Origin of the sequence: Duganella sp. BJB476, assembly GCF_003416895.1 — a bacterium.
Lineage (GTDB): Bacteria > Pseudomonadota > Gammaproteobacteria > Burkholderiales > Burkholderiaceae_D > Rugamonas.
The window spans coordinates 629,281-650,977 of sequence record NZ_QVIO01000001.1; the positions used below are offsets into that span (position 1 = coordinate 629,281).

Below are 21,697 nucleotides of genomic sequence, written 5' to 3' on the forward strand. Positions count from 1 at the left end.
TCCTATGATGGGTCATCGTCGACGCTGACCGGACACCATAAGTCCGGCTGTGTACGACGACCCACACCATCAGGAGACAGCTCGATGCATATCACCACCACTGGCGCGCCGTCCGGCGTGGCCACGGCCGTTTTGCGCCATGCCCCTACCGTCCAAGGTCCTCGACTGGTCCGCCATGCGCTGGCCGCCGCGTTGTGCGCGATCGGCTGCGCGCAAGCGGCCGAGATCGCCACCGGCAACCCGGACCTGGCGGTCCGCTTCGACAACACCATCAAGTACAACTACGGCCAGCGCATCAGCGCGCAGAACCAGTCGCTGTTGAAGTCGGCCAACTTCGACGACGGCGACCGCAACTTCAACCAGGGCACGGTCTCGAACCGGGTCGACCTGTTGAGCGAGTTGGATATCGTGTTCCAGCAGCGCATGGGGATGCGCATGTCGGCCGCGGCGTGGTACGACGCCGCCTACAACAGCCTGGACAACGCCAACGTCGCCACCTCCAACCACCAGCAGGATGGCAAGCCGGCGCTCGGCCTGTCCGACTACACCAGGCGCTACCACCGCGCTTCGGGCGAGGTGCTGGACGCCTTCGTGTTCGGCAATTTCGAGGTGGCCGACATGCCGGTCAACGTCAAGCTGGGCCAGCACACGCTGTACTGGGGCGAGAGCCTGCTGACGCCTATCCACGGCGTCAGCTACGGCCAGTCGCCGATCGATCTGTTGAAGGGCTATTCGGTGCCGGGCAGCGAGGCCAAGGAACTGTTCCTGCCGCGCCAGGCCGTGTCGGCGCAATTCTCGCCGACGGCCGAACTGGGCTTCGCGGCGCAATACTTCTTCAACTGGAAGCCGGCGCGCCTGCCGGAATCGGGTTCCTTCCTGGGTTTCTTCGACTACGCCTTCCAGGGCGGCGAATCGTTCATCCTCGGCCCGCTGGGCGCGCCGGCCGCGCGCCGCGCCGACAGCCGCGCGCCGCAGTCCGGCGACTTCGGCATCGCCACCCGCTGGAGCCCGGCATGGCTGGACGGCACCGCCGGCCTGTACCTGCGCCGCACCTCCGACTTGCTGCCGCAGGCCAACGTGCGCCTGGTCGGCTTGCCGACCGCGCTGTTCGGCGCCTCGGGCGCCGCGCTGTGCAAGGGCTTCATTCCGGGCGCGGCGGTGGCGGGCAACAACTGCCTGTTCTACCCGGGCCAGCTGACCGGCAACCAGTACCAGCTCGAATACGGCAGCGGCATCGACGTGCTGGGCCTGTCGCTGTCAAAGAGCGTGGCCGGCGTGGCGATGGGCGCCGACCTGTCCTACCGCCGCAACATGCCGATCTACTCGACGCCGGCGCTGCTGATGCCGGTCGGGACCAACCCGGCCATCATCAATGCGCTGAACGCCAAGGTGGCGCCGCAGCTGGTGGTCACCGCCGCCGACCTGCCGCAGCAGGGCGAAGTGAGCGGCGCGCGCGGCAACACCATCCACGGCGTGCTGAACTTCCTCGGCACCACCGCCAGGACGCCGATCGCCGACGCTTCCACCTGGGCGGTGGAAGGGGTCTGGAACCGCCTCGACAAGATCACCCAGGGCGCCCAGTTCTCGCGCAGCCGCGACAACTACAACGGCGTGGACAAGGTCACGCGCGACTTCTTCTCGCTGGCCGCGACCTACACCTCGACCTGGTTCCAGGTGTTCCCGGGCGTGGACGTGTCGATGCCGCTCAGCTATTCGGTCGGCCTGAAGGGCAATTCCGCCGTGCAGGCGGGCGGTAACAAGGGCGCCGGCAACTATGCGGTCGGCGTGTCGTTCGATGTGCGCCAGAAGTACCGCTTCGACCTGAAGTACGTCGACTTCTTCGGTCCGCTGGTGACCGACCCGACCACGGGCGCCGTCACTTCCTACGGCGGCGTGACCTCGCTGCTCAAAGACCGTGGCTTCCTGGCCGCGACTTTCAAGACCACCTTCTGACAGGGTAGACACCATGAACTTCAAACACACCATCATGCTGGCGGCGCTGCTGGCGGCCAGCGGCGCGCAAGCCGCCGTTACGCCTGAAGAAGCGAAACAGCTGGGCGGCGCCCTGACTGCGGTCGGCGCTGAAAAGGCCGGCAACAAGGACGGCACCATCCCCGAATACACAGGCGGGCTGGCATCGCCGCCGGCGGCTTACGTCAAGGGCAGCGGCGTGCGTCCCGACCCGTTCGCGGGCGAGAAGCCGCGCCTGGTCATCACCGGCAAGAACCTGGCCGGCATGGAGGACAAGCTGACCGCCGGCACGCGCGAACTGTTGAAGCGCTATCCGGCCTTCCGCGTCGACGTCTACCCGACCCACCGCACCGTGGCGCTGCCGAAGACGCAGCTGGACAACACCGCCAAAAACGCGCTCAACGCCAAGACCACCGACGGCGGCGTCGGCGTCGAGAACACGCTGTCCGGCGTGCCGTTCCCGATCCCGAAGACCGGCAACGAAGTGATGTGGAACCACCTGCTGCGCTACCAGGGCCACGCCTTCACCACCAAGTACGAATCGTGGAACGTCGATTCGTCCGGCACGCCTAGCCTGGCCACCGCCGGCGAGATCTTCGAGGAGTTCCCGCTGGCCGATCCCAAGCAGACCGAGGTCGCCAGGCAGAACGACGTCTTCTTCCGCACCAAGCTGACCTACCTGGCGCCGGCCCGCCGCGCCGGCGAAGGCCTGATGGCGTTCGACGCCGTCAACCCGGCGCTACAGCCGCGCAAGGTGTGGCAATACCTGCCGGGCCAGCGCCGCGTCAAGCTGGCGCCGGACGTCGCCTACGACACGCCCAACCCCGGCGCAGCCGGTGCCGCCACCTACGACGACGCCTGGATCTTCAACGGCGCGCTGGATCGCTACGACTTCAAGCTGGTTGGCAAGAAAGAGATGATCGTCCCTTACGGCGAGTATGCGCTGTTCGGCGCCAAGGTGGTCACCGACGTGGTCAAGGCCAATCACCTGAACCCGGACTTCGTGCGCTGGGAACTGCACCGCGTGTGGGTGGTGGAGGCGACGCTGAAGCAGGGCAAGCGCCACATCTACAGCAAGCGCACCTTCTACATCGACGAGGACAGCTGGGTGGCGCTGGCCTCGGACCAGTACGATGCGCGCGGCCAGCTGTACCGCTCCTCGTTCGATCACCTGATCTATTCGTACGACGTGCAAGCCACCTACACCGGCAATCATGTGATCTACGACTTCGTCAGCGGCGCCTACAACCTGACCGGCATGTCCGGCCCGTACGGCGGCCTGAAATACATCGACCCGCTGAAGCCGATCCAATGGTCGCCTGAAGCGCTGGCCGGCGCCGGCGTGCGCTAGATCTTTTTATCCGTAGTTCCGTTTGCTGCCGGGGGTGCTTGGGCACCGGCTAGTCCCGGCAGATTTTTTTGCGAGTACGTCATGAACCGAATTTTCCGTTTGCTGGGCGCGGCCCTGCTGGCCGCCGCCACTGGCGCCACCGCGGCCGCTACCGCAGGCTTTGTCGATCCGTTCGACCTGCCGGCCCAGCCCAGCGCACTGGCGCAGCGGGCACTGATCAACGGCGTGGCGCAGGCCGGCCGCCGTCTGGTGGCGGTGGGCCAGCGTGGCCACATCCTGTATTCCGACGACCAGGGCGCCAGCTGGCGCCAGGCGGCGGTGCCGATGTCGGGCGACTTGGTGGCGCTGACCTTCAGCGGCGCGCGTGAAGGCTGGGCCGTCGGCCACGACGCCGCCGTGCTGCACACCGACGACGGCGGCGCCAGCTGGCAGCGCCAGTTCGACGGCCGCCGCGACACGCAGGCCGGCGACAAGGCCTTGCTCGACATCTGGTTCGACGGCGCCGGCCACGGGATAGCGGTGGGCGCCTTCGGGCTGGCGCTGCGCAGCGACGACGGCGGCCGCAACTGGCGCCACTGCGAGGACCTGCTGGACAACCCGCAGGCGCTGCACTTGAACGCGATCCGCGCCATCAACGGCGCGCTGTACATCGTCGGCGAACAAGGGCTGGTGCTGCGCCGCGCCGCCGGCGCCGAGCGCTTCGAAGCGCTGGCCACGCCGTACAAGGGCAGCTTCTTCGGCATCACCGGCAACGCCAATGCGCTGGTGCTGTTCGGCCTGCGCGGCACCGCGCTGCGCAGCACCGACGCCGGCCGCAGCTGGCAAGCCGCCGCCACCGGCACCCAGGTCGGCCTGACCGCCGGCGTGCAATTGCAGGACCACACGCTGCTGCTGGTGAGCCAGTCCGGCCAGCTGCTGCGCAGCCGCGACGACGGCGCCAGTTTCGCGCCGCTGGCCGGCGTCAAGCCCGGTTCGGCCGCCGCGGCGCTGCCGCTGGACGGCCAGCGCCTGCTGATCGGCGGCGTGCGCGGCCTGCGCGTGCAGCCGCTCGAACTTCACTAGAAAGACGACTATGGACATGAGATGCAATGGACCGGAGCAGATGCCGGTCGTCCAGGAGCTGGCGCACTTCGATCGCCGCTCGGGCAACTGGCTGGAACGGCTGGTCTTCAACAACCGCATGGCGATGGTGGTGCTGTGCGCGGTGGCGACCGTGGTGCTGGGCTGGCTGGCCGGCACGCGACTGAGCCTGAACGCCAGTTTTGAAAAGATGCTGCCGCAAGGGCAGCCCTACATCCAGAATTATTTGCAGCACAAACCGGCCCTGCGCGGGCTGGGCAACGCGCTGCGGGTGGTGGTGGAAAATCCGCAGGGCGACATTTTCGACCCGCGCTACCTGGAATCGCTCAAGCAGGTCAACGACGCGCTGTTTTTGACGCCTGGCGTCGACCGCGCCTGGATGAAATCGATGTGGACGCCGTCGGTGCGCTGGACCGAGGTGACGGAGGAAGGCTTCCAGGGCGGCCCGGTGATGCCGGACGGGTATGACGGTTCGGCGCGCAGCGTCGAGCAGTTGAAGATCAATATCGCGCGCTCCGGCATCGTCGGCAGCCTGGTGGGCAACAACTACAAGTCCACCATGATCTTCGTGCCGCTGCTGGACAAGGACCCGGCCACCGGCGCGGCGATCGACTACCGCCAGTTGGCGCGCGCCATCGACCAGACGGTGCAGGCGCAGCAGAAGGGCGCCTATCCGGTGAAGATCCACGTGATCGGCTTCGCGGAGCTGATCGCCGAACTGCTGGCCGGCATGCAGCAGGTGCTGATGTACTTCGGCGCCGCCGCCGCCATCGCCACGCTGGTGATCTACGCCTACACCCGCTGCCTGCGTTCGACCACGCTGGTGGTGGCCTGCTCGCTGGTGGCGGTGCTGTGGCAACTGGGCCTGGTGGCGGCGCTGGGCTTCGCGCTCGATCCGTTCTCGATCCTGGTGCCGTTCCTGGTGTTCGCCATCGGCGTCTCGCATGGCGCGCAGAAGATGAACGGCATCATGCAGGACGTCGGCCGCGGCACGCACCGGCTGGTGGCGGCGCGCTACACCTTCCGCCGCCTGTTCCTGGCCGGCCTGACCGCGCTGCTGGCCGACGCGGTGGGCTTCGCGGTGCTGATGAGCATCGACATCCCCGTCATCCGCGACCTGGCGATGACCGCCAGCATCGGCGTGGCGGTGCTGATCTTCACCAACCTGCTGTTGCTGCCGGTGCTGCTGTCGTATGTGGGCGTGTCGCCGGCTGCGGCGGCGCGCACCATGCGTAGCGAGTCTGGGCCGCAGCGCGGCATGGCGCGTTTGTGGCAGGGACTGGAACGCTTCGCCACGCCACGCTGGGCCGGCGTGACGGTGGCGGTGGCGCTGCTGCTGGCGGCCGGCGGTTACGCCGTCAGCCTGCAACTGAAGATCGGCGACCTCGATCCGGGCGCGCCGGAGCTGCGCGCCGACTCGCGCTACAACCGCGACAACGCCTACATCACGGCCAACTACTCGCTCTCGTCCGACCAGTTCGCGGTGATGGTGGAGACGCCCAAGGAAGGTTGCCTCAAATACGAAACGCTGGTGGAGGCCGACCGCCTGGCCTGGACCCTGCAGCAGATTCCCGGCGTGCAGACCACGGTCTCGCTGGCCGACGCGGTGCGCCAGATCACGGCCGGCACTTCGGAGGGCAGTCCCAAGTGGCTGACGCTGTCGCGCAACCAGGACGTGCTCAATTACGGCGCCCAGCAAGCCTCGGTCAACAACCCTGAACTGTTCGACCGCGCCTGCTCGTTGATGCCGGTGATCGCCTACTTGTCCGACCACAAGGCGGAGACGCTGGAACGCGTGACCGCAGCGGCGGAAGCCTTCGCTGAAGCCCACAGCACGCCGGAGCGCAAGTTCTTGCTGGCCGCCGGCAGTGCCGGCATCGAGGCCGCCACCAACATCGTGGTCAAGGAAGCCAACCACAAGATGCTGCTGTACGTGTACGCCGCCGTGATCGTGCTTTGCTGGGTCACCTTCCGCAGCTGGCGCGCGGTGCTGGTGGCGGTGCTGCCGCTGGTGCTGACCTCCATCCTGTGCGAAGCGCTGATGGTCATGCTGGGCATGGGCGTCAAGGTCGCGACCTTGCCGGTGATCGCGCTGGGCGTGGGCATCGGCGTCGACTACGCGCTGTACCTGGTGTCGGTGCAGCTGGCGCGCCAGCGCGCCGGCGACAGCCTGGCCGAGGCCTATCGCCATGCACTGCAATTCACCGGCAAGGTGGTGGCGCTGGTCGGCGTGACGCTGGCCGCAGGCGTGGTGTGCTGGGCCTGGTCGCCGATCAAGTTCCAGGCCGATATGGGCATCCTGCTGACCTTCATGTTCACGCTGAACATGGTGGGCGCGCTGGTGCTGGTGCCAGCCCTGTCGCACTTCCTGCTGAGGAAAGTGAAATGACGATGGTTGCCGTGCCGCCGCCGGCCGTGGCGGCGCTGATACAGGCGCTGCGCGCCAGCGGCGCTTCCTACAACGCCATCGCCGCGGCCCTGAACCAGAGCGGCGTGCGCGGCCGCCAGGGCGGGCGCTGGTTCCCGGCCACCGTGCGCAATGCGCTGCGGCGGGTCGCAGCCGGCCATGAAGCCCCGGATCAATCAATTGAAATCAAGGAGTCGCAATGCAAGGTCTGATGCAGCATCAATCGCTGCTGGTGTCGTCGTTGATTGAACACGCCTGCCACAGCCACCCGGAACGCGAAATCATCTCGCGCACCTCCGAAGGTCCGGTCCAACGCAGTACCTACGCCTCGGTCGCGCGGCGCGCGCGCCAGCTGGCCAACGCGCTGCTGCGCATGGGCGTCAAGCCGGGCGACCGCGTCGCCACGCTGGCCTGGAACGGTTACCGCCACATGGAGCTGTACTACGCGGTGGCCGGCATCGGCGCCGTGCTGCACACGATTAATCCGCGCCTGTTCCCGGAGCAGATCGAATACATCGTCAACCACGCCGACGACCAGCTGCTGTTCTTCGATATCGGCTTCGCCGGCCTGGTGTCCGATCTGATGCCGAAGATGAAAAGCCTGCGCAAGGTCTATGCACTGACCGACCGCGCGCACATGCCGGCCATGCCGGACGTGGGCAGCTACGAAGAACTGATCGCCCGCGAAAGCGAGCAATTCGTCTGGCCGCAGCTGGATGAGCACAGCGCGGCGGCGCTCTGCTACACCTCGGGCACCACCGGCCATCCCAAAGGCGTGCTGTATTCGCATCGCTCGACGGTGCTGCATGCGATGTCCGTATGCGGCGCCGACGGCCTGGCGATTTCTGGCGCCGACACCGCGCTGGTGGTGGTGCCGATGTTCCATGTGAACGCCTGGGGCATGCCGTATGCGGGCGCGCTGTCCGGCGCACGGCTGGTGTTTCCGGGGCCGCAGCTGGACGGCGCCAGCGTCTACCAGCTGATGCGCGATGAGCGCGTGACGGTGGCGCTGGGCGTGCCGACGGTGTGGCTGATGCTGTTCCGGCACGTCGAGCAGCACAACCTCTTTCCGTTGCACGAGCTTTGCCTGGAGCGGGTGGTGATCGGCGGCGCGGCGGCGCCGCTGTCGATGATCGAGACATTCGAATCGCGCTTCGGCAGCGAAGTGCTGCACGCCTGGGGCATGACCGAGCTGTCGCCGTTGGGCACCGTGTGCCGTCCGATGCGCAAGCATGCCGGCTTGCCGCAGGAAGCGTATCGCCGCATGCAGATGAAGCAGGGCAGGCCGGTGTTCGGCGTAACGCTGAAGATCGTCGACGAGGACGGCAGGGCGCTGCCGCATGACGGCAAGGCCGCCGGCCGCCTGCTGGTGCGCGGCCCGTGGGTGGCCAGCGCCTATTTCGGCGGCGAGCCTGGCGAGCTGCTGGACCCGGACGGCTACTTCGACACCGGCGACGTCGCCACTATCGACACCGACGGCTACATGCTGATCACCGACCGCGCCAAGGACGTGATCAAGTCCGGCGGCGAGTGGATCTCCTCGATCGACCTGGAAAACGCGGCGATGGGCCATCCGGACGTGGCCGAGGCGGCGGTGATCGGCATCGCCCACCCGACCTGGCAGGAACGCCCGCTGTTGATCGTGGTGCGCAAGCCGGGCCGCGAGGTAAGCGGCGCGGAGCTGCAAGCCTTCCTGGCGGCCAGGGTGGCGCGCTGGTGGTGTCCGGACGAAGTGGTGTTCGTTGACAGCCTGCCGCACACCGCCACCGGCAAGCTGCAAAAGATGGTGCTGCGCCAGCAGTTCCGCGACTACCGACTGAGCCAGCCGGCGCCGCAGCGCAGCGCCGCACCGACGCTGCTGATCGTCCCCGGCCTGCGCGACCATGTGCCGCAGCACTGGCAAACCTTGCTGGCCGAGGCCACGCCAGGCGCCCGCATCGTGCCGCCGCTGGAAGTCGACGGCCTCAATTGCGCGGCGCGGATAGCGGCGCTGGACCAGGCCATCGCCGCCATCGACGGCCCGGTGATCCTGGTGGCGCACAGCGCCGGGGTGCTGATGGTGGCCCACTGGGCCGCCCAACACCAGCGTCCTATCGCCGGCGCCTTGCTGGTCACGCCGCCGGATCTGGAGGCTGATTGGCCGGAGCCGTATCCACGGCCTGCCGCGCTGGTGGCCAACGGCTGGGCGCCGCTGCCGCGCCACCGCCTGCCTTTCCCGGCGCTGGTGGCGGCCAGCAGCAACGATTACCTGGCCAGCCACCAGGCGGTGCGCGCGATGGCCGAAGACTGGGGCGCCGAACTGGTGGAGCTGGGCGCGGTCGGCCACCTGAATCCGGCCGCCGGCTACGGTCCGTGGCCGCGCGCGCAGGAATTGCTGGAACGTTTGCAAGCCAGTGTCGTGAAATGAAAAGACGCTGTCGCCCACTGCACGGTTTCCGCCGAATCGGCGGGACTATACTCATAAAAACAGAACGAGGAGATCAATGATGGCAAAGGCAGTCCGTTTCAATAGTTCCGGCGGCCCGGAAGTGCTGTACCTGGCGGAGGTCGAAGTGGCCGATCCGGGTCCGGGCGAAGTGCGCATCCGCCACGTGGCGGTCGGCATCAACTACGCCGACACCTACTTCCGCAATGGCACCTATGCGATCCCGCTGCCGAACGGCATCGGCGTCGAGGCGGCCGGCGTGGTGGTGGCGCTGGGCGAGGGCGTCACCCACCTGGCGCTGGGCGACCGCGTCACCTACACCGGCTTTATCAACACCCTGGGCGCCTACAGCACCGAACGCGTAATCTCCGCCGCGCCGCTGATCAAGCTGCCCGAGACCATCTCCTTTGAAGCGGCGGCCGCCGCCACCATGCGCGGCCTGACCTCGGCCTACCTGATGCGCCGCATCCGCGATTTCAAGCCGGGCGACACGGTCCTGCTGCACGCTGCGGCCGGCGGCGTGGGCCTGATCGTGTCGCAATGGGCCAAGCTGCTGGGTGTTAATGTGATCGGCACCGTGTCCACGGCGGCCAAGGCGGAACTGGCGCTGGCCCACGGCTGCACCCATGTGATCAACTACAGCACCGAGAACGTGGCCGAGCGCGTGCGCGCGCTGACCGGCGGCGTCGGCGTCGACGTGGTGTTCGACAGCGTCGGCAAGGACACCTTCACGGCGTCGCTCGATTCGCTGCGCAAGCGTGGGCTGCTGGTGTGCGTCGGCACCGCCTCCGGCCCGGTGCCGGCGTTCGACCCGGTGCTGTTGGCGATGAAAGGCTCGCTGTTCGTCACCCGCCCGGCGCTGGCCGACTACATCGCTGATCCTGCGGAGAAGGCGGCGCTGGCCGCCGAGCTGTTCGACCATGTCGGCAATGGCCGCATCAAGATCGAGATCAACCAGCACTACGCGCTGGAAGACGCGGTCCAGGCGCACCGCGACCTGGAAGCCCGCAAGACCACCGGTTCGTCGATTTTCGTGATCTGAGGAGAACGCGATGCGAGTAGAACAACTGACTTGCGCCATCGGCGCCGAGCTGCGCGAGGTGAACCTGGCCGACGCGCTCCACGACGACGGCCTGTTCGACGACATCCGCGAACTGCTGCTGCGCCACCGCGTGCTGTTCCTGCGCGGCCAGGACTTCAGCCGCGCCGAGCACGTGGCCTTCGCACGCCGCTTCGGCGAGCTGGAAGATCATCCGGTGGCCGGCAGCGATCCCGATCATCCTGGCCTGGTGCGCATCTACAAGAACCCCGACCAGCCCGGCGACCGTTACGAAAACGCCTGGCATGCCGACGCCACCTGGCGCAACGCACCGCAGTTCGGCGCCGTGCTGCGCTGCATCGAGTGCCCGCCGGTCGGCGGCGACACCATGTGGGCCAACATGGCGCTGGCCTACGAGCGGCTGCCGGACGACATCAAGACCCGCATCGAAGGCCTGCGCGCGCGTCACAGCATCGAGGCCAGCTTCGGCGCCGCGATGCCGATCGAGAAGCGCCACGCATTGAAGGCGCAGTTCCCGGACGCCGAGCATCCGGTGGTGCGCATCCATCCGGAGACGGGCGAGAAGATCTTGTTCGTCAACGCCTTCACCACCCACATCAGCAACTACCACACGCCCGATCGCGTGCGCTATGGCCAGGACGCCAACCCCGGCGCCAGCCAGCTGTTGAGTTATCTGATCAGCCAGGCCTACATCCCCGAGTACCAGGTGCGCTGGCGCTGGCAGCCGGACAGCGTGGCGATCTGGGACAACCGTTCGACCCAGCACTACGCCGTCATGGACTATCCGCCGTGCCATCGCAAGATGGAACGGGCCGGCATCGTCGGCGACGTCCCGTACTAAATTCGACTACTAAAAAACACAGGAGCACAGCATGCAATTTCTCGACGATTCCCTGCACCCGGAGAACCAGGACAAGGTAGTCATCACCACCGCGCCGTACGGCCCGGAGTGGGCGCCGGAAGACTTCCCCGAAGATATCCCGGTGACGATGGAAGAACAGATCCAGAAGGCGGTCGACTGCTACAACGCCGGCGCCACCGTGCTGCACCTGCATGTGCGCGAACTCGATGGCAAGGGCAGCAAGCGCCTGTCCAAGTTCAATGAGCTGATCGCCGGCGTGCGCGCCCGCGTGCCGGACATGATCATCCAGGTCGGCGGCTCGATCTCGTTCGCGCCGGAAGACGACGGCCAGGCCGCCAAATGGCTGTCCGACGACACCCGCCACATGCTGGCCGACCTCGATCCGAAACCGGACCAGGTGACCGTGGCGATCAACACCACCCAGATGAACATCATGGAGCTGCTGTATCCGGAATACCTGGAAGGCACCTCGCTGGCGTCGCCGATGATGCACGCGGCCTATAGCGAAATGACGGTGCCGGCCGGCCCGGCCTGGGTGGCCGAGCACTTGAAGCGTCTGCAGGCTTCCGGCATCCAGCCGCACTTTCAGCTGACCGGCATGCACGCGCTGGAAACGCTGGACCGCCTGGTGCGCAAGGGCGTCTACACCGGCCCGCTGAACCTGACGTGGATCGGCATCGGCGGCGGCTTCGACGGCCCCAATCCGTTCAACTTCATGGACTTCATCCGCCGCGCGCCGGACGGCGCCTGCATCACGGCCGAGTCGCTGCTGAAGAACGTCCTGCCGTTCAACATGATGGCGATGGCGATGGGCATGCACCCGCGCTGCGGCACCGAGGATACCTTGATCGGCCAGTTGGGCCAGCGCATGACCTCCGTGCAGCAGATCGAGCAGTGCGTGCGGGTGGCGCGTGAACTGGGGCGCGAGATCGCCAGCGGCAAGGAAGCGCGCGCGATCTACCGCATCGGCGTGCAGTACAAGGATGCCGAGGAAACCCTGCGCATGAACGGCATGGCGCCGAACCGCAAGCGCGGCCAGAAAAACGTACCGCTGCGGACCTGACGCCATGGCTTACCATTCAACCGCCGACAGCGGCGACGACGATCCGGCCGTGCCACGGCCCTACGCGTGGCTGGTGTTCGCGCTCAGCTTCGGGCTGCTGATCTCGGACTACATGTCGCGGCAGGTGCTCAACGCCGTGTTTCCGCTGCTGAAAAGCGAGTGGCTGCTGAGCGACTCCCGTCTCGGCCTGCTGTCGGGCATCGTCGCGCTGATGGTGGGCTTGCTGACCTTCCCGCTGTCGCTGCTGGCGGACCGCTGGGGCAGGGTGCGCTGCCTGGTGCTGATGGCCGTGCTGTGGAGCCTGGCCACGCTGGGTTGCGGCCTGGCGCAGAACTACGAGCAGATGTTTGCGGCACGCTTCCTGGTCGGCGTCGGCGAGGCTGCGTATGGCAGCGTCGGCCTGGCGGTGGTGCTGTCGGTGTTCCCCAAGCATTTGCGGGCCACGCTGACCGGCGCCTTCATGGCCGGCGGCATGTTCGGCTCGGTGCTGGGCATGGGCCTGGGCGGCGGCATCGCCGCGCACCTGGGCTGGCGCTGGGCCTTCGCTGGCATGGCGCTGTTCGGCCTGGCGCTGGCGCTGCTGTATCCGCTGCTGGTGCGCGAGTCGCGCATCGCCCCCGGCCGCAGCGCGAACGATGGCCGGCAGCGCGCGCCGTTGCGCAGCCTGTTCAACAGCGCCTCGATCCGCGCCGTGTATGTCGGCAGCGGCCTGCAGCTGCTGGTGGGCGGCGCCTTCATCGTCTGGATGCCCAGTTATATGAACCGCTACTACGGCCTGGCTGCGGACCGTGCCGGCCTCGGTGCGGCGCTGGTGGTGCTGGCCAGCGGCGCCGGCATGATCCTGTGCGGTATGCTGAGCGACCGCATGTGCCGCCATGCGCCCGAACGCAAGATCTCGCTGGCGATCGCCTACTGCGTGCTCAGCGGCCTGCTGCTGTCGCTGGCCTTTGCGCTGGCGCCGGGCGTGCCGCAGATGGTGCTAATCTGCGCCGGCATGTTCCTGGCGGCCGGCACCACCGGTCCGGTCGGGGCGATGGTCGCCAACCTGACTCACCGTTCGGTGCACGGCACCGCCTTCGCCACGCTGACCCTGGCCAACAACCTGCTGGGCCTGGCGCCTGGTCCGCTGCTGACCGGCGTGCTGGCCGACCGCTACGGCCTGGCGACGGCCTGCCGGCTGGTGCCCTTGGTGAGCGTGGTGGCGGCGCTGGTGTTCGTCTATGCGCGCCGCCACTACCTGCTCGACGTGCGCAACGCCGCCAGCCTGCAACTGAAGGTGGCCGCATGAAAACCATCTTGAATCTCCACGTCGGCTTCGACTTCATTTGCCCGTGGTGCCTGATCGGCAAGCGCCATCTGCAGGATGCGCTGGCGCAGCTGCGCGCCGAACGGCCGGAGGTGGAAGTGCAGCTGCACTGGCTGGGCGTGCAGCTGCTGCCGACCGTGCCGCCACAGGGCTGGCCGTTCGAGGCCTTCTATCGTCAGCGCCTGGGCGGCGAGGCGGCGATGCGCCAGCGCCAGGCCATGGTGCAGCGCGCCGCCGACGCCGCCGGCGCCCGCATCGACTACGGCGCCATCGGCGTCATGCCGAATACGGCCGACGCCCACCGGCTGCTGGCCTGGGCCGGCCTGCACGCCGGCGCGGCCCAGCGCGACGATTTGCTGGAGCGCCTGCTGCGCGCCTATTTCGAGGAGGGCGACGACATCGGCAATCCGGTGGTGCTGCTGGCGCACGGCGAGGCGGCCGGCTTAGCCCGCGCCGCCATGCAGGCCGAATTGCGCGGCGCCGGGACGCCGTACCGCTCCGCCGACGTGCGCGCCGGCATGAGTGGCGTGCCGTTCTTCTCCATCAATGGCCGGTTGACGTTGACCGGCGCCCAGCCGCCGGCGGCGCTGCTGGCCGCCATGCGCGACGCGCTGGCCGACGCCGACTCGCCAGCCTGATGACTTCCCGCATCGAAATCGATCCCGCCCGGCTGCCGGCGGCGGGCGGACACGCCTGGCTGCGGCTGGAAGGCTGGTGCATCGCCCTGTTCCACGCCGACGGCCGCTACTACGCGCTGGACGACAGCTGCCCGCACCAGGGCGCCTCGCTGGCCGGCGGCAAGGTGGTCGACGGCAAGGTGCAGTGCCCGGCGCACGGCCTGCGCTTCGACCTCGCCACCGGCTGCCTGCAGAACGTACCGACGGTGAAAGTCGTCACCTATCCCATCCACATTGAAGAGGGCAGGGTTTATCTGAGCCTGCCCGGCCCGGAGGCCACATCATGAATACCGCAGTCCTGAGCAGTACCCATCAACGCCTGCGCGAGCTGGCGCCGGGCTTCGTCGTCAGCGCGATGGTGGCGGCCGCCGCCAGTTTCCTGTCCGAGCACTACGGCGCGCCGGTGATGCTGTTTGCCCTGCTGCTGGGCATGGCGCTCAATTTCCTGTCAGCCGAGGGCCAGTGCAAGCCCGGCATCGAATACACGGCGCGCACCGTGCTGCGGCTGGGCGTGGCGCTGCTGGGCCTGCGCCTGACGCTGGCGCAGATGGCGGCGCTGGGCTGGCGGCCGGTGGTGATGGTGGTGTTGATCGTCACCGTCACCATCCTGCTGTCCATCGTGGTGGCCAAGGCGCTGGGCTTCAACCGGCTGTTCGGCCTGCTGACCGGCGGCGCCACGGCGATCTGCGGCGCCTCGGCCGCGCTGGCGCTGGCCGCCGCGCTGCCGGCCCATCCGCAGAAGGAGAAGGCCACGCTGTTCACGGTGATCGGCGTGTCGGCGCTGTCGACGGTGGCGATGATCGCCTACCCGATGATATGCCGCTGGTTCGAGCTGTCGCCGCAGCAGGCCGGCGTGTTCCTGGGCGGGACCATCCACGACGTGGCGCAGGTGGTCGGCGCCGGCTACAGCATGTCGCGCGAGACCGGCGACGCCGCCACCGTGGTCAAGCTGATGCGGGTGGCGATGCTGCTGCCGGTGATCCTGTGCGCCACGCTGGTCACGCGCGCGCAGAGCGCCAGTGCAGGCGAGGGCGGCAAGCGTCCGCCGCTGCTGCCTGGCTTCGCGGTCGGCTTCCTGATACTGGCCTGCATCAACAGCACCGGCTGGGTGCCGGCGGCCGTGCAGCAACTGGGCAACGACGCATCGCGCTGGGCGCTGACCATCGCGATCAGTGCGCTGGGCATGAAAACCCAGCTGAAGGAATTGGCGGCGGTCGGCATCAAGCCGATCGCGCTGATGGTAGGAGAGACGGTGTTCCTGGCTGCATTGGTGATGTTGCTGATGCACTGGGGCCTGTAAACCAAAACGATAGGGATCACGATGAAAAAAACGATATTGGCCTGCGCTGTGTTGGCCGCGTGCGGCTCCGCCGGCGCCGACGAGGGCAGCTTGAACATCAGCGGCTTCGGCTCGCTGGGCGTCGCCAAGAGCAACACGAACGAAGCGCAGTTTGTCCGCTACAACCAGGCCGAAGGCATCGGCGACCACGCCCGCATCGGCCTGGACACCAATCTTGGCCTGCAGGCCAGCTATGGCTTCAACGAGCGCCTGTCCGGCACGGTGCAGGTGCTGACCCGCAAGAACACCAGCCCGACCTTCACCACCGACCTGACCTGGGCCTTCCTCAAGTACAAGGCCACCGATGAGCTGAACGTGCGCGTCGGCCGCGTCGCGCTGCCGGTGTTCATGATCTCGGATTACCAGAACGTCGGCTACGCCAACACCATGATGCGGCCGCCGGTGGAGATGTACGCGCAGGCGCCGATCGAGTCGGCCGACGGCATCGACTTCAACTACCAGCGCGCGCTGGGCGACACCACGCTGAACGCGCAGGGCGTGCTGGGTGTGAGCCGGGGCAAGCTGTTCCTGGTCAGCACCGGCACGGTGGCGACCTACCGCGCGCCGGTGCGCGGCCTGAGCGTGTCGGCCGAACACGGCCCGCTGACGCTGCGCGCGTCCTGGCTGGGCGCGTCCATGAGCAGCAACGACATCACGCCGGTTAATGCGCTGGCCGGCACGCTGCGCAGCGTCGGCTTCGGCCAGCTGGGCGACGACCTCGCGGTCAGCGGCAAGAAGATGACCTTCGCCGCCGTCGGCGCCACGCTGGACTGGAACAAGCTGCTGCTGCAGGCGGAATACGGCCAGCGCCGCGCCAAGGACAAGGTCTACATCCCCAGCACCAATTCCTGGTACGCCATGGCCGGCTATCGCATTGGCAAGGTGCTGCCTTACTACACCCACGCGGCGGCCAAGGGCGCTGGCACCTCGATCACGCTGCCGGCGGGCTTCCCGGCCAGCGGCGCCTTGTCCAGCGCGGTGCGCGGCGCGCTGACCGCGTCGGAGCAAAGTTCCGACACGCTGGGCGTGCGCTGGGACTTCGCCAAGTCCGTCGACCTCAAGGTGCAAGTGGACCGGGTCCATCCGCACCAGCGCAACGGCATGCTGATCTACGCACCGGCCACCGGCTTGCAGCGCAGCGTGACCGTGGCCGCCGCCTCGCTCGATTTTGTCTTCTAAGGAACTCTCCATGCATAAGCTGACTCTCGCCGCCATATTGTGCGCAGCCGCGCTGACGGCGCAGGCGGAAACCGTCGTCATCGTCAACAAGGCCAACCCGGCCACCCGCATGTTCTCGGAGCAGGCGGCCCAGTTCTTCCTCGGCAAATCGAATATGTTCACGCCGGTCGACCAGCCGGAAAACTCGGCCATCCGCGCCGACTTCTATCACAAGGTGGCGGACAAGGATCCGGCGCAGATAAAGGCGATCTGGTCCAAGCTGGTGTTTACCGGCAAGGCCACGGCGCCGAGGGAATTCGGTTCGAACGCGGAGATCAAGAAGGCTGTCGCGGCCGATCCGAAAGCCATCGGCTACATCGACAAGGCGGCGCTGGACGACAGCGTCAAGATGATCCTGAGCCTGCCGTAGAGGCTTAGCCGGGCGCCGTGTAGGGCTTGCCGTTGGCGGCCCGCCACGCGGCCGGCGTGGCGCCGAACTGGGCGGTGAACCAGCGCGTGAAGCTGCTGGCCATGGAATAGCCCAGCAGGTCGCCGATGCGCGCCAGCGAGTAGCTGGGGTTGTTCATATAGCGCTGCACCAGGTCGCGCCGCACCTCGTTGATCAAATCGCTGAAGTTGGCGCCGTCATCCTCCAGCCGGCGCTGCAGCGTCCGCACATTCATGCCCAGCGCCGCCGAGATCTGCTCGATCGTCGCGCGGCCCATCGGCAGCAGCAGGTAGATCGCCTTGCGCACTTCAAACACCAGCGACGCTTCACCCACGGCCGGCAGCGAGTCGACAAAGCGCTGCGCATAGCGCGCCATGGCGGGATCGGCGCGCGGATTGGGGGCGTCGAAGGCGGCAGCGGGGCAGGCGATGCCGTTGAACTCGGCGCCGAACTGCACCGGGCAGCCGAACACGCGGCGGTGGATGCGCGCATCGTCCGGCGCATCGTGGCTGAAATTGACGCTGACCGGGCGCCACGCGGCGCCCAGCACGCTGGCGCACAGGCGCGCCATCACGCCCAGCGCCAGCTCGGTGGCCTGGCGGCAGGGCAGCGGCGTATCGGTCACCACTTCCTCGCGGATGATCACCAGTTCGCCCACCTCTTCGATGTAGATCGCCAGTGCGCGGTTCAGCAGGTGGCGGTATTGCACCGTCACCTTCAGCGCGTCGCGCAGCGTGGCCTGGTGGGTCAGCAGCAGGGCCACCGCGCCCAGGTCGGAAAACTGGCGCGACTCGGCCATGCGCAGGCCGAAGGTGGCGCAGCCGCTGCGGGCGGCGGCGTTTTCCAGCAATTGCACGGCGGCGTGCACGGGGATGGAAAAGTCCGGGTCCTGCAGCATCTTCTTGTTCAGTCCCACCTCGGCCAGTTCGGACTGCGGATTGAGCCCCAAATGCAGGGCGACTTCCAGGAAGTTGGTGAGTACGGCTGCGCGGACCAGTGTGGACATTAAGGGGCGTTTCCTTTGGTATGCCGGCACAGGGAGACCGGCCCGGAAATTGTAACGGTGATCGCTTGCTATTGGCAACCGGCAGGGAGCCGGTGTGGTAAAAACGGACACGTATTCAGGGGCCTACGGAGCTCCATGAAGTTGGAGTCCAATGTGGCGCGTTCATGAGGCAACCACTCGGTTACGGCCGCCTTCTTTGCCGCGATACAGTGCCTGATCGGCTCGGGCGAGCGCTGACTGCCAGGTTTCGCCCCGATTAATCTGGGCCACCCCAAACGTCATTGTCACAGGCACGCGCCGATTACTTGCTGGGACGGCTGCGGCTGGCGGCCGCCGCCGGCGATTTGAGCGAAGAGACCCTGCGCGCGCTGGGTCCCTGGTTTGCATCCTGATAGACCGCATGCGCTACTACTGGAGAACGACATGTTGCAGAAAATCTATGACGAGGGTTCGAATCCGGAACAGGGCGCGCAACCCCAGCGCCGGCGCGAGGACACAGAACGCGCATATACGGCGCCGTTCCGCGCCGCCATCGATTTCTTCCGGCTGGACGCGGAGCGCCGCCGGCCCGCGCCGGCCGAGAACGCCGTCATGGCAGAGCCGCGTATTTTTGGCACCAACCAATCAGGCAACTGATTTTTTTAGGAAGTTGTATATGCAATCCCTACCTCCCACTGCCGATGCCGAATCAGCGGTAAGTGACATGCTTCATAACGTCAGCAAGCTGGGGCGGCTGGCGTGCGAAGTGCTGAACAACAGCGGTGAGCTGCTGGAACGTGTGCTGACATACACCCGTGAGGGAATTGAGGAAAGTTGCAAGGTCAGTGCATCGCTCAGTATGTTCTTGCGACGATTGGAGGAGGGGGGCGGGCAGCTATCCGGTAATTCAGTGTCGGTTGACGAACTGATGGCCGCCACTGCGACGGCACGCCAACTCAAGCTTCGAACGTTCGAAACGCTGGTGCGGGTTCGCTGGCTGGTCGGTGTCGAGAGCATTTCCGAGCGTTATTACTGGAGAGGCGTAAACTCCGATACTACAATGATTCAGCAGCACGCAAGCCTTGCCGGACTGACGAGGAGCGCTGCTTTGGCGGGTGGTCATCGGACCAGCGCCGAGGCAGAGATCCGAGCCATCGAGCATGGTATCGTTGCCATGTCCCAGGTGGCCCGCCGTCACCGCTCAGTAGCTGATCGCGCCTTGCTGACGATGGAGAGCCTGCAAGCGCAGGCCGCTCAGTTTGTACGCCTGATGGAACAAGCACAACTATCGTAATTTGCAGGGATATCCCTTCTTTGATTTTTTTTGCTCTTTGCCCGGACTGTCGAGGTAACGAGGAGGGCGCTTGCCAGGAAGATCCAGGCGCCTACAGAGTCCAATCTTCCACGCGTAGCCCTGGCACGCGTTCAAATTCGCGTCGATTATTGGTGACGACGATTAGCCCGCGCGAACGGGCATGGCCGGCGATCATCTGGTCATAGGGGCCAACTGGCGTGCCAGCCCGGGCCAACTCTGCGCGGATCTGTCCGGCGTGCGCGGCGGCATGGCTGTCGAAGTCCAATACCTCCAGGCGGGCCGCGAAGCCTTCCACTTCCGCCAAGTTTCGCGTCGGGTTGGCCGACTTCTCCACGCCGTAGAAAAGCTCCATCAAGGTAACCGTGCTGATGCACATCAAACCATGCTGCCGTATGAACATCTCCCGAACCGGGGCCGGCTTGTTCTTAATGGTGAAAATGCAGATATTGGTGTCAAGCATGAACTTGAGCATTTAAAAAGATTCCCTTTCTTGTTCGGCAGGCTGCTCGCGCTTCATCATGAAGTCAGCGGAGACGCCAGGGCCATCAAACCAGCTTTCCCAAGATTCACCGGCAGGCGTAATGATCCTGGTTCGGCCCAGCACGACGACATCAACCCGCTTCACATCATCAGGAAACGCCACCGCTTTGGGTAAGCGGATGGCTTGGCTGCGATTGCTTTGGAAAACGGCACCTTGTTCCATCACTTTTCTCCATGGGATATACAAGAAATATATCCCATTGTAGTGCGCACTCGGGATATGTCAATCGCATATCCCGCGCTATCCCTGGGGCATGCACCCGGGCGTGAGCTCGCCAATGATTTGCCAGGGTGTTGTTGGTCTTTCGTCACAAATTGCCGCAGAACACCTTGCTGGCGGTATTCGGGACTAAAATCGGCGGATATGCATAAAACTACTGCCGCCACGATAGCCCGTTTTGCCGATTTGCTCATGGACGCCGTTTGCATGGTCGATGCGGAGGGCCGTTTCGTGTTTGTCAGCGCCGCCTGCGAGCGCATCTTCGGCTACGCGCCGCAGGAAATGATCGGCATGCAGATGATCAACCTGGTCGCGCCGGCCGACCGCGAGCGCACGCTGGCGGCGGCGCGCGCCATCATGGATGGCCAGCCTACCTCCCGCTTTGAAAACCGCTACGTCCGCAAGGACGGCAAGATCGTCCATATCATGTGGTCGGCGCGCTGGTCCGAGACCGACCAGCTGCGCGTAGCGGTGGCCAGGGATATCACCGCCACCAAGCAGGCGGAAACGATGCAGGCGGCGCTGTATGCGATCTCGGAAGCGGCGCATGCCAGCGACGATCTGCCGGCCTTGTTCCGGCAGATCCACCAGATTATCGGCGCCATGCTGCCAGCGCCCGGCTTCGCGGTCGCGCTGCGGAGCGACAGGGGCGAGTGCGTGGAGTTCTCCTATCACGTCGACGCCCATGGCCGGGCCGAGCCGCCGCCGCTGGCGTGCTGGCTGGGGGAGCAAGTGCTGCGCAGTGGACAGCCGGTGCTGCTGACGCCCGCCACTGCGGCCGCGCTGCCGCCGGCGTTGCAGGCGGCCGGCATGCTGCCGGATTGCTGGCTGGGCGTGCCGCTGACGACCAGCCAGGGCCGCATCGGCGTGCTGATGCTGCAAAGCGGCGATGGGCCGGAACAGTCCGGCTACGCCGACCAGGACCAGGAATTGCTGATGTTTGTCTCCAACCAGGTGGCCACGGCGATACAGCGCAAGCAACTGCATTCCAGGCTGCGCTTCATGGCCCAGCACGATGAGCTGACCCAGCTGCCCAACCGCCGGCTGTTCCTCGACCGCTTGCAGATGGCGGTGGCGCGCGCCCAGCGCCACCAGGGACGGCTGGCCTTGCTGTTCATCGACCTGAACAAGTTCAAGCAAGTCAACGACGAACACGGCCACGCCTGCGGCGACCTGCTGTTGCGCGAAGTGGCGCACCGGCTGAAGCACTGCGTGCGCGAATCGGACACCGTGGCGCGGCTGGGCGGGGATGAATTCGTCATCATCGTGGAAGAAGTGCTGGTGGCCGACGATACCCTGCAGATCGTCGACAAGATCCACCAGGTGCTGGGGGCGCCCATGCTGCTGGCCACCGGCCTGGGGCTGGCGATCACCGCCAGCGTCGGCGTCGCGCACTATCCCGACCATGGCGCCGACATCGCGCAGTTGATGCGCTATGCCGACCAGGCCATGTACGCCGCCAAGCAGACCGAAGAACACTCCGGCTAGCC

The 21,697-nt window shown here is 66.6% G+C and carries 22 protein-coding genes and 1 pseudogene; 18 read left to right on the plus strand and 5 right to left on the minus strand.

Going from position 1 to position 21,697, the window contains the following annotated elements:
- The first annotated feature begins 84 nt into the window (after positions 1-84).
- The 15 genes from D0T21_RS02780 (at position 85) to D0T21_RS02850 (ending at position 17,129) form a co-directional block, all read left to right on the plus strand.
- Positions 85-1,953 carry a DUF1302 domain-containing protein gene (locus tag D0T21_RS02780; RefSeq protein WP_116988303.1) on the plus strand — a complete coding sequence of 623 codons (1,869 nt, stop codon included), beginning with the start codon at positions 85-87 and terminating at the stop codon, positions 1,951-1,953.
- A 13-nt stretch (positions 1,954-1,966) separates the two neighbouring features.
- A complete protein-coding gene (locus D0T21_RS02785; protein WP_116988304.1) occupies positions 1,967-3,322 on the plus strand; it encodes a DUF1329 domain-containing protein in 1,356 nt (451 codons plus the stop codon).
- Between the two features lie 81 nt (positions 3,323-3,403).
- Positions 3,404-4,384, plus strand: coding sequence for a YCF48-related protein (locus tag D0T21_RS02790; RefSeq protein ID WP_116988305.1), 981 nt, complete (start codon positions 3,404-3,406; stop codon positions 4,382-4,384).
- Between the two features lie 16 nt (positions 4,385-4,400).
- On the plus strand, positions 4,401-6,791 hold the full coding sequence (locus tag D0T21_RS02795; RefSeq protein WP_373886649.1) for an RND family transporter: 2,391 nt from the start codon (positions 4,401-4,403) through the stop codon (positions 6,789-6,791).
- Positions 6,788-7,021 carry a recombinase family protein gene (locus tag D0T21_RS02800; protein ID WP_116988307.1) on the plus strand — a complete coding sequence of 78 codons (234 nt, stop codon included), beginning with the start codon at positions 6,788-6,790 and terminating at the stop codon, positions 7,019-7,021. The genes D0T21_RS02795 and D0T21_RS02800 overlap by 4 nt, the downstream gene beginning before the upstream one ends.
- The gene (locus D0T21_RS02805; RefSeq protein ID WP_307720693.1) at positions 7,009-9,216 is read left to right on the plus strand and encodes a long-chain-fatty-acid--CoA ligase; all 2,208 of its coding nucleotides are present in this window, start codon (positions 7,009-7,011) and stop codon (positions 9,214-9,216) included. The genes D0T21_RS02800 and D0T21_RS02805 overlap by 13 nt, the downstream gene beginning before the upstream one ends.
- Positions 9,217-9,295: 79 nt before the next feature.
- A complete protein-coding gene (locus D0T21_RS02810) occupies positions 9,296-10,276 on the plus strand; it encodes a quinone oxidoreductase (protein ID WP_116989333.1) in 981 nt (326 codons plus the stop codon).
- Positions 10,277-10,286: 10 nt separating this feature from the next.
- Positions 10,287-11,135 carry a TauD/TfdA family dioxygenase gene (locus tag D0T21_RS02815; RefSeq protein WP_116988309.1) on the plus strand — a complete coding sequence of 283 codons (849 nt, stop codon included), beginning with the start codon at positions 10,287-10,289 and terminating at the stop codon, positions 11,133-11,135.
- 31 nt (positions 11,136-11,166) lie between these two features.
- Positions 11,167-12,219: a 3-keto-5-aminohexanoate cleavage protein gene (locus tag D0T21_RS02820; protein ID WP_116988310.1), complete on the plus strand. Its 1,053-nt coding sequence runs from the start codon at positions 11,167-11,169 to the stop codon at positions 12,217-12,219.
- A gap of 4 nt (positions 12,220-12,223) precedes the next feature.
- Positions 12,224-13,507, plus strand: coding sequence for an MFS transporter (locus D0T21_RS02825; protein ID WP_116988311.1), 1,284 nt, complete (start codon positions 12,224-12,226; stop codon positions 13,505-13,507).
- Positions 13,504-14,163 carry a DsbA family oxidoreductase gene (locus tag D0T21_RS02830; protein ID WP_116988312.1) on the plus strand — a complete coding sequence of 220 codons (660 nt, stop codon included), beginning with the start codon at positions 13,504-13,506 and terminating at the stop codon, positions 14,161-14,163. The genes D0T21_RS02825 and D0T21_RS02830 overlap by 4 nt, the downstream gene beginning before the upstream one ends.
- Positions 14,163-14,489, plus strand: a complete 327-nt coding sequence (locus D0T21_RS02835; RefSeq protein ID WP_116988313.1) for a Rieske 2Fe-2S domain-containing protein — start codon at positions 14,163-14,165, stop codon at positions 14,487-14,489. Before D0T21_RS02830 ends, D0T21_RS02835 begins: the two co-directional genes overlap by 1 nt.
- Positions 14,486-15,502, plus strand: a complete 1,017-nt coding sequence (locus D0T21_RS02840; RefSeq protein WP_116988314.1) for a YeiH family protein — start codon at positions 14,486-14,488, stop codon at positions 15,500-15,502. The genes D0T21_RS02835 and D0T21_RS02840 overlap by 4 nt, the downstream gene beginning before the upstream one ends.
- A gap of 21 nt (positions 15,503-15,523) precedes the next feature.
- Positions 15,524-16,720 (plus strand): porin, encoded by a 1,197-nt coding sequence (locus D0T21_RS02845; protein ID WP_116988315.1) that lies wholly within the window; start codon positions 15,524-15,526, stop codon positions 16,718-16,720.
- Between the two features lie 10 nt (positions 16,721-16,730).
- Positions 16,731-17,129: a hypothetical protein gene (locus D0T21_RS02850; RefSeq protein ID WP_116988316.1), complete on the plus strand. Its 399-nt coding sequence runs from the start codon at positions 16,731-16,733 to the stop codon at positions 17,127-17,129.
- Between the two features lie 4 nt (positions 17,130-17,133).
- Here D0T21_RS02850 and D0T21_RS32830 read toward each other — a convergent pair whose 3' ends face one another.
- The 3 genes and pseudogenes from D0T21_RS32830 to D0T21_RS32840 all read right to left on the minus strand — a co-directional run bounded on the left by D0T21_RS32830 (position 17,134) and on the right by D0T21_RS32840 (position 18,435).
- Positions 17,134-17,523, minus strand: coding sequence for a helix-turn-helix domain-containing protein (locus D0T21_RS32830; protein WP_373886658.1), 390 nt, complete (start codon positions 17,521-17,523; stop codon positions 17,134-17,136).
- Positions 17,524-17,556: 33 nt separating this feature from the next.
- Positions 17,557-18,153 (minus strand): annotated as a pseudogene (locus D0T21_RS32835) (AraC family transcriptional regulator); the annotation flags it as partial.
- 162 nt (positions 18,154-18,315) lie between these two features.
- A complete protein-coding gene (locus tag D0T21_RS32840; RefSeq protein WP_373886659.1) occupies positions 18,316-18,435 on the minus strand; it encodes a hypothetical protein in 120 nt (39 codons plus the stop codon).
- Positions 18,436-18,576: 141 nt separating this feature from the next.
- Between D0T21_RS32840 and D0T21_RS02865 the strand changes: the two genes are divergently transcribed.
- Positions 18,577-18,789, plus strand: coding sequence for a hypothetical protein (locus D0T21_RS02865; RefSeq protein ID WP_116988319.1), 213 nt, complete (start codon positions 18,577-18,579; stop codon positions 18,787-18,789).
- Positions 18,790-18,808: 19 nt separating this feature from the next.
- Positions 18,809-19,426, plus strand: coding sequence for a hypothetical protein (locus tag D0T21_RS02870; protein ID WP_116994264.1), 618 nt, complete (start codon positions 18,809-18,811; stop codon positions 19,424-19,426).
- A gap of 91 nt (positions 19,427-19,517) precedes the next feature.
- On the opposite strand, the gene vapC is transcribed toward D0T21_RS02870, so the two are convergent.
- Both vapC and vapB read right to left on the minus strand, forming a co-directional pair.
- On the minus strand, positions 19,518-19,919 hold the full coding sequence (vapC, locus tag D0T21_RS02875) for a tRNA(fMet)-specific endonuclease VapC (RefSeq protein WP_116988321.1): 402 nt from the start codon (positions 19,917-19,919) through the stop codon (positions 19,518-19,520).
- Positions 19,920-20,150: a type II toxin-antitoxin system VapB family antitoxin gene (vapB, locus tag D0T21_RS02880; RefSeq protein ID WP_116988322.1), complete on the minus strand. Its 231-nt coding sequence runs from the start codon at positions 20,148-20,150 to the stop codon at positions 19,920-19,922.
- Between the two features lie 201 nt (positions 20,151-20,351).
- Between vapB and D0T21_RS02885 the strand changes: the two genes are divergently transcribed.
- Positions 20,352-21,695 (plus strand): diguanylate cyclase domain-containing protein, encoded by a 1,344-nt coding sequence (locus tag D0T21_RS02885; RefSeq protein WP_116988323.1) that lies wholly within the window; start codon positions 20,352-20,354, stop codon positions 21,693-21,695.
- Positions 21,696-21,697: the final 2 nt, after the last annotated feature.

Excerpts from the sequence above, each read along its gene's own strand:
- D0T21_RS02865 (WP_116988319.1), top strand. The coding sequence starts at position 18,577 with ATGTTGCAGAAAATCTATGACGAGGGTTCGAATCCGGAACAGGGCGCG.
- D0T21_RS02785 (WP_116988304.1), top strand. The coding sequence starts at position 1,967 with ATGAACTTCAAACACACCATCATGCTGGCGGCGCTGCTGGCGGCCAGC.
- D0T21_RS02850 (WP_116988316.1), top strand. The coding sequence starts at position 16,731 with ATGCATAAGCTGACTCTCGCCGCCATATTGTGCGCAGCCGCGCTGACG.
- D0T21_RS02830 (WP_116988312.1), top strand. The coding sequence starts at position 13,504 with ATGAAAACCATCTTGAATCTCCACGTCGGCTTCGACTTCATTTGCCCG.
- D0T21_RS02795 (WP_373886649.1), top strand. The coding sequence starts at position 4,401 with ATGAGATGCAATGGACCGGAGCAGATGCCGGTCGTCCAGGAGCTGGCG.
- D0T21_RS02845 (WP_116988315.1), top strand. The coding sequence starts at position 15,524 with ATGAAAAAAACGATATTGGCCTGCGCTGTGTTGGCCGCGTGCGGCTCC.
- D0T21_RS02825 (WP_116988311.1), top strand. The coding sequence starts at position 12,224 with ATGGCTTACCATTCAACCGCCGACAGCGGCGACGACGATCCGGCCGTG.
- vapC (WP_116988321.1), bottom strand. The coding sequence starts at position 19,919 with ATGCTCAAGTTCATGCTTGACACCAATATCTGCATTTTCACCATTAAG.
- D0T21_RS02820 (WP_116988310.1), top strand. The coding sequence starts at position 11,167 with ATGCAATTTCTCGACGATTCCCTGCACCCGGAGAACCAGGACAAGGTA.
- D0T21_RS02800 (WP_116988307.1), top strand. The coding sequence starts at position 6,788 with ATGACGATGGTTGCCGTGCCGCCGCCGGCCGTGGCGGCGCTGATACAG.
- D0T21_RS02835 (WP_116988313.1), top strand. The coding sequence starts at position 14,163 with ATGACTTCCCGCATCGAAATCGATCCCGCCCGGCTGCCGGCGGCGGGC.
- D0T21_RS02840 (WP_116988314.1), top strand. The coding sequence starts at position 14,486 with ATGAATACCGCAGTCCTGAGCAGTACCCATCAACGCCTGCGCGAGCTG.
- D0T21_RS32830 (WP_373886658.1), bottom strand. The coding sequence starts at position 17,523 with ATGGCGCGCTATGCGCAGCGCTTTGTCGACTCGCTGCCGGCCGTGGGT.
- D0T21_RS02780 (WP_116988303.1), top strand. The coding sequence starts at position 85 with ATGCATATCACCACCACTGGCGCGCCGTCCGGCGTGGCCACGGCCGTT.
- D0T21_RS02870 (WP_116994264.1), top strand. The coding sequence starts at position 18,809 with ATGCAATCCCTACCTCCCACTGCCGATGCCGAATCAGCGGTAAGTGAC.
- D0T21_RS02805 (WP_307720693.1), top strand. The coding sequence starts at position 7,009 with ATGCAAGGTCTGATGCAGCATCAATCGCTGCTGGTGTCGTCGTTGATT.
- D0T21_RS02810 (WP_116989333.1), top strand. The coding sequence starts at position 9,296 with ATGGCAAAGGCAGTCCGTTTCAATAGTTCCGGCGGCCCGGAAGTGCTG.
- D0T21_RS02815 (WP_116988309.1), top strand. The coding sequence starts at position 10,287 with ATGCGAGTAGAACAACTGACTTGCGCCATCGGCGCCGAGCTGCGCGAG.
- D0T21_RS32840 (WP_373886659.1), bottom strand. The coding sequence starts at position 18,435 with ATGACGTTTGGGGTGGCCCAGATTAATCGGGGCGAAACCTGGCAGTCA.
- vapB (WP_116988322.1), bottom strand. The coding sequence starts at position 20,150 with ATGGAACAAGGTGCCGTTTTCCAAAGCAATCGCAGCCAAGCCATCCGC.
- D0T21_RS02885 (WP_116988323.1), top strand. The coding sequence starts at position 20,352 with ATGCATAAAACTACTGCCGCCACGATAGCCCGTTTTGCCGATTTGCTC.
- D0T21_RS02790 (WP_116988305.1), top strand. The coding sequence starts at position 3,404 with ATGAACCGAATTTTCCGTTTGCTGGGCGCGGCCCTGCTGGCCGCCGCC.